We start from the raw sequence: 5,929 nt of genomic DNA, 5'->3' as shown, positions 1-5,929 counted from the left end.
ATTATATTTATATTTAACTATATTAAAATCATTTGAGTTAATATTTCTAAAGTATTGATTTAATTAATACCAAATCCTGAAATTTTTACATCAAAAATTTCAGCCCTAAAACCTTTAATTCCAAAAAATTTCTTAAAAAACGGATTAAAAAGTAGAAAAGTTAACTGAACAAAAATCATATTTTATTGATTTATAATTTTTTAAACAGGTTAAAATTCAAGTAATGTTTAAGTAAATAATACAACTATCTATAAATCAATTGGTTATTATATAAATTAACAATTCCATGTCTACCCAAAAACATTTGGATTCAACATGGAATTATTAAATCTATACTACTGATAGTAAACTATAAACTAAAGTAAATTAAATCTTTAATCTTGTCGCGATAAATTCCTTTGACATCTACAAATACTGCATTGGGTTTAGAAATAGATTTAAAATAACTTTCCGGTAAATTGCAATATTCTTGATGATTAACAGCCAGAATGATGGCATCGTAATTTTTTCCGGCTTGTTCAACCATATCAAAACCGTATTCCTTCTTGATTTCTTTAGAGGAGGCATTGGGATCAATAACATCAATATTTTCCATTCCAAATGACCTAAGTTCCCGGTAAATATCAACCACTTTGGAATTACGGATATCGCTGACATTTTCCTTGAAGGTTATACCCATAATCAGGACCCGGGCATGTTTGATGTTTCCATCAGCAGCAATAATTTTTTTCACGGTCTGATTGGCAATATAACTGCCCATTGAGTCGTTGATGGAACGGCCGGCATTGATAATCTGGGCATGATAACCTAAAGCCTTTGCTTTGTAGGAAAGGTAATAAGGATCAACTCCAATACAATGGCCCCCCACAAGGCCAGGGAAAAATTTAAGGAAATTCCATTTGGTACCGGCTGCTTCCAAAACCTCGTAGGTATTTATCCCCATCCGGTTAAAAATCATGGAAAGCTCGTTCATAAAAGCAATGTTGATATCTCTTTGAGTATTTTCAATGATTTTGGCAGCTTCAGCAACTTTGATGCAACTTGCTTTATGTACCCCTGCTTCCACCACCAAACTGTAGGTATCGGCAATATTATCAGCAGCTTCAGGATCACAACCGGAAACTATTTTCTTTATTTTGGCCAGGGTATGTTCCTTATCGCCGGGATTAATCCGTTCTGGCGAAAACCCTACCTTAAACTGGGTCTTGTATTTTAAACCGGACATTTTCTCAAGCAACGGGATGCAATCCTCTTCAGTACAACCCGGATAAACAGTAGATTCATATACCACATAATCACCTTCTTTTAATACTTGGCCTACTGTTTTTGTTGCGCTAAGTAAGGGAGTCAGATCCGGTAAATTATGCTCATCAACCGGGGTGGGAACGGCCACAATAAAGAAACTGGCCTTTCTCAATTCATCAAGGGAATCCGTAAAAGTGATGTCGCAATTTTTAAAAGTTCCGGAATCAAGCTCCTTACTCGGATCTATACCCTTTTTCATCAGCTCCACACGTTCCGAATTAACATCAAATCCGATAACTGAAATTTTCTTGGCAAATGCCAAAGCAATGGGCAATCCCACATAGCCTAATCCAATCAGTGCAAGCTTTTCCTGCCTGCTTACCAATTTTTCGTACATTTCTTTTCTTTCCAATTTATTAGCCTATAAATAATATACTTCTAAAGAGATAAAAGTAGTCTTTCTCTTGCTATTTATTCAAAATTTCTTAATTAAATTATTAACAGACAAAATAACAACCGATTACAAAAGTTTTAACTTCTTCAAAAAAGGATGATATTCACCCCTCAATCCTACAGGTTTGCTATTACGGATGGTATAAACAGTTTCTATTGACGTCCTTGAATCTTCCAGACAGAAGCCATTCCCTTTCAATATTTCCTGATATGACTGGGTATGTAACTCAGTGAATCCACCACTAAATTCTACTTCTTCGCCATCCACGGTAATTGATCTAAATGTAGTCTGGCCATTGGTTTTTATTTCTTCGGGAATATCTTTATGGTCCAAACTTAAAAACCATCTTACCCTAGCCCTTCTCAACATCAAATATCCTGCTGCCTTATCAGGCCTGGAATAATTCACTACATTTTCCTTAACCCCGCCAAAAATCCAGGAAAGCATATCAAAAAAATGAACCCCGATATTGGTTACTACCCCTCCTGACTTTTGAATATCGCCCTTCCAGGAAATAAAATACCACCTCCCCCTGCTGGTAATATAAGTCAGATCAACATTATATATTTTATTCTTGGGCCCCTCTTCAATCTTCTTTTTTAAAGCGATAATTGCAGGATGAAGCCTCAACTGCAGGATGGTATAAACTTTTCCTCCGGTTTCCTGCTCAATCTCCTGTAAGGCATCAATGTTCCAGGGATTGAGGACAATAGGCTTTTCACATATTGCTACAGCCTGATTTCTCAAGGCAAAACGGATGTGCGCATCATGAAGATAGTTGGGCGAACAAATGCTGACATAATCAACTTTGGTCCCCTGGCGCCTGAGTTTATCCACATGCCGGTCGAATCTTTCAAATTCAACAAAAAAATCAGCATCCGGGAAATAACTGTCAATTACCCCAACACTGTCGAAAGGATCAAGGGCACATACCAGTTTATTCCCGGTATCTTTTATTGCTTTCAGGTGTCGCACAGCGATATAGCCACCTACCCCAATAATTGCAAAATTCACCTTATTATTATCCATAAGTAATTTTTATTTAGGAAATTTTTAACACCCTTCCATTTTCAAGCCTGTATTTTTCTTGAGTTTCCGGGCATTCGGCAATGCCCTCAGCATTAAAAACCAGTTTATGCCCATACTCACTCATCCAGCCTATCTGTCTGGCCGGATTCCCAACTACCAATGCATAGGGTTTAACCTCCCGGGTTACTACGGTTCCTGCTCCAATAAAGGCATATTCACCGATATCGTGCCCACAAATGATTGTAGCATTCGCCCCTATAGTAGCGCCCTTATGAACAATGGTTTCCTGGTATTCGCTCCGCCTGTTCACTGCACTACGCGGATTAATAACATTGGTAAATACCATGGAAGGCCCAAGGAATACGTCATCTTCACAAATCACACCCGTATAAATCGAAACATTATTCTGTACCTTTACGTTTTTGCCCAGTTTAACCCGGGGCGCAACAACGACATTCTGCCCAATGTTACAGTTCTCCCCTATTTCACAGCCACTCATGATATGAGAAAAATGCCATATTCTGGTTCCCTTTCCGATTTTACAATTTTCATCAATGATTGCCGTTTCGTGTGCGAAATAATTATCTTCCATCAGGTTTATGATTAATATTTTATCTACCGAAAAATTCCAGTACAGATTTTGTGATGAAATCCAGTTGTTCCTCATCCAGCTCAGTATGCATGGGCAAAGAAATAACCGATTTGCAAAGCCTCTCCGTATCGGGGAAATCACCTGGCCCATAACCCAGGTATTTAAAAGCATTTTGAAGGTGCAAAGGAACAGGATAATAGATCATTGAAGGGATTTCCTTTGAATTCAGGAATTCCTTCAAATGGTCACGGGAGCTGCTATCTTCCAAAACCAGCGTATATTGGTTAAAAATATGCGTCGAATGAGGATTCCGCTGTGGAACCATAAGCTCAGGAAGGCCTGCAAAAGCATGGTCATAAAAGTCCGCAACCTTTTGCCTGGCCTGGTTATATTCATCCAGGTGCCTGAGTTTGACCCTCAGGATAGCAGCCTGAATAGCATCAAGCCGTGAATTCACTCCCAACCGTTCGTGATAATACCTGACCTTCATCCCGTGATTCGCAATGGAACGAAGATTTTCAGCAAGTTCATCATCATTGGTAAATATAGCGCCTCCGTCACCATAACATCCCAGGTTTTTGGATGGGAAAAACGAAGTACAGCCTATCTTCCCAATTGTTCCGGCCTTTTTTACCGCACCGTCGGCAAAAGTATATTCCGCTCCCAGCGCCTGGGCTGCATCTTCCACTACCTGCAGGTGATATTCGGAGGCAATTCTCATGATTTCATCCATATCAGAACACTGGCCAAAAAGATGGACAGGAACAATCGCCTTTGTCCGGGAAGTAATGACTTTTTCTATGAAGGAAGGAGAAATATTGAAGGTATTTGTATCAACTTCTGCAAAAACAGGATCAAACCCAAGTAATCCTATCGTTTCAGCGGTTGAAATAAAGGTAAAATCAGAGGTAATAATTTCATCTGCTTTCTGCAAACCTAGTCCCATCAATGCAATCTGAAGGGCATCCGTGCCATTTCCACAGGAAATAACATGTTGAACGCCAAGATAGTTCGCCAGCTCATTTTCAAAATTGAATACTTCAGATCCTTTAATGAAAACAGCAGAATTGATTACATTTTGTATAGCCTCATCAATATCAGCCTTAAGGTGTTGATATTGACTTTTAAGATCGACCATTTCAATTTTTCTCATCATTCCGAAACTATAATTATTTATCTCCTATATCAAATTCAAATTTTAAACATTAAGCAGGGGGCAATTGTTTCTTTAATAAATCTAATAAATTAATAGGATTAACGCAAGTCTAGTGCAAAAATAATTAGCAGTACATTATTAATAAAAGTATCGAATTTTCTTCTAATTTTTGTTAACTTAGGTCTAAAATTTAAATTATGGTCGCTAATATTCCTTATACCGGGCAAAAAAGAATTATTATAGTAGGCTCGGGCTTTGCAGGATTGAAACTCGCAAAAAAACTTTCCAGACAAAACTTTCAGATAGTATTAATTGACCGTTTTAACTATCATCAATTTCAACCTTTGTTTTACCAGGTTGCCACATCCGGTATTGAACCCAGTTCTATTTCTTTTCCGCTGCGTAAAATATTTCATCATAAAAAGAGCATACACATCCGCATGGCTGAAGTATTTTCGGTTGACTCGGAGAACAACCAAATCATCACTTCTATAGGGAATATCGATTACGATTATCTGGTAATCGCCACCGGTGCCGATACCAATTATTTCGGACAGGAAAATATCAGCAAAAATGCCATACCCATGAAATCTGTTCCCGAAGCTTTGGGATTGAGAAATACTTTATTGCAAAATTATGAAGCTGCACTATCCACCTGCGACCAGCAACAGCAAATACGTTTAATGAATATCGTCATAGTGGGCGGAGGCCCCACCGGCGTCGAACTTTCAGGTGCCATTGCAGAGATGAAACGTTATGTGCTTCCCAAAGATTTTCCGGAGCTTGATTTTTCAAAGATGTCCATTTTTCTGGTCGAAGCCGCCCCAAGAATACTGGCCAACATGTCCGAAAAGTCATCCAAGGAATCCCAGAAATATCTGCAGGCCGATGGGGTAACAGTCCTTACAGGTGTTCAGGTTACTGATTTTGACGGGGAAAATGTGCAGCTGAGCAATGGAAAAGAAATTCCCGCCTATTCTTTAATCTGGGCAGCGGGGATAAAAGGGAACATTCTGGAAGGCTTGGATAAAGCCACAACAGGAAGAGGAAACCGTATAATTGTCGATTCTTCCAATCTGGTAAAAGGTTATACCAATATTTTTGCCATAGGGGATGTAGCCCTTCTGATGGATGAGCAATACCCCAAAGGTCATCCCCAGGTTGCCCAGGTAGCGATACAGCAGGCTAAATTGCTGGCCGAAAATTTTGTTAACCTTAGCAAAAACAAACCGCTGCTTCCATTTCACTATCACGACTTAGGAACCCTGGCAACAGTAGGCCGCAATAATGCAGTGGTCGACCTGCCTTATGTCCGTTTTCAGGGTACTCTTGCCTGGTTTGTCTGGATGTTTATTCACCTGATGGCCATCTTAGGGGTTAAAAATAAACTGTTGATTTTTATCAACTGGGCATGGAACTATTTTACTTACGACCAATCGCTTAGGCTAATCAT

At 39.0% G+C, this 5,929-nt stretch carries 5 protein-coding genes; 1 reads left to right on the top strand and 4 read right to left on the bottom strand.

The features are described from left to right. Window positions 1-349: 349 nt before the first annotated feature. The 4 genes from Q8907_11555 to Q8907_11540 all read right to left on the bottom strand — a co-directional run bounded on the left by Q8907_11555 (window position 350) and on the right by Q8907_11540 (window position 4,473). Entirely contained in the window at window positions 350-1,642 is a 1,293-nt protein-coding gene (locus Q8907_11555) for a nucleotide sugar dehydrogenase (protein MDP4274903.1), read from the bottom strand. A gap of 123 nt (window positions 1,643-1,765) precedes the next feature. After that, window positions 1,766-2,728 (bottom strand): Gfo/Idh/MocA family oxidoreductase, encoded by a 963-nt coding sequence (locus Q8907_11550; GenBank protein ID MDP4274902.1) that lies wholly within the window; start codon window positions 2,726-2,728, stop codon window positions 1,766-1,768. Window positions 2,729-2,741: 13 nt separating this feature from the next. After that, entirely contained in the window at window positions 2,742-3,320 is a 579-nt protein-coding gene (locus Q8907_11545; protein ID MDP4274901.1) for an acyltransferase, read from the bottom strand. A gap of 19 nt (window positions 3,321-3,339) precedes the next feature. Continuing rightward, the gene (locus tag Q8907_11540; protein ID MDP4274900.1) at window positions 3,340-4,473 is read right to left on the bottom strand and encodes a DegT/DnrJ/EryC1/StrS family aminotransferase; all 1,134 of its coding nucleotides are present in this window, start codon (window positions 4,471-4,473) and stop codon (window positions 3,340-3,342) included. Between the two features lie 200 nt (window positions 4,474-4,673). On the opposite strand from Q8907_11540, the gene Q8907_11535 reads away from it, so the two are divergent. Then, window positions 4,674-5,929, top strand: a 1,256-nt coding sequence (locus tag Q8907_11535; protein MDP4274899.1) for an NAD(P)/FAD-dependent oxidoreductase, incomplete at its 3' end; no start/stop codon positions are given.

It is taken from the genome of Bacteroidota bacterium (assembly GCA_030706565.1).
Lineage (GTDB): Bacteria > Bacteroidota > Bacteroidia > Bacteroidales > JAUZOH01 > JAUZOH01.
This window is presented reverse-complemented; position numbering and strand designations above follow the sequence as displayed.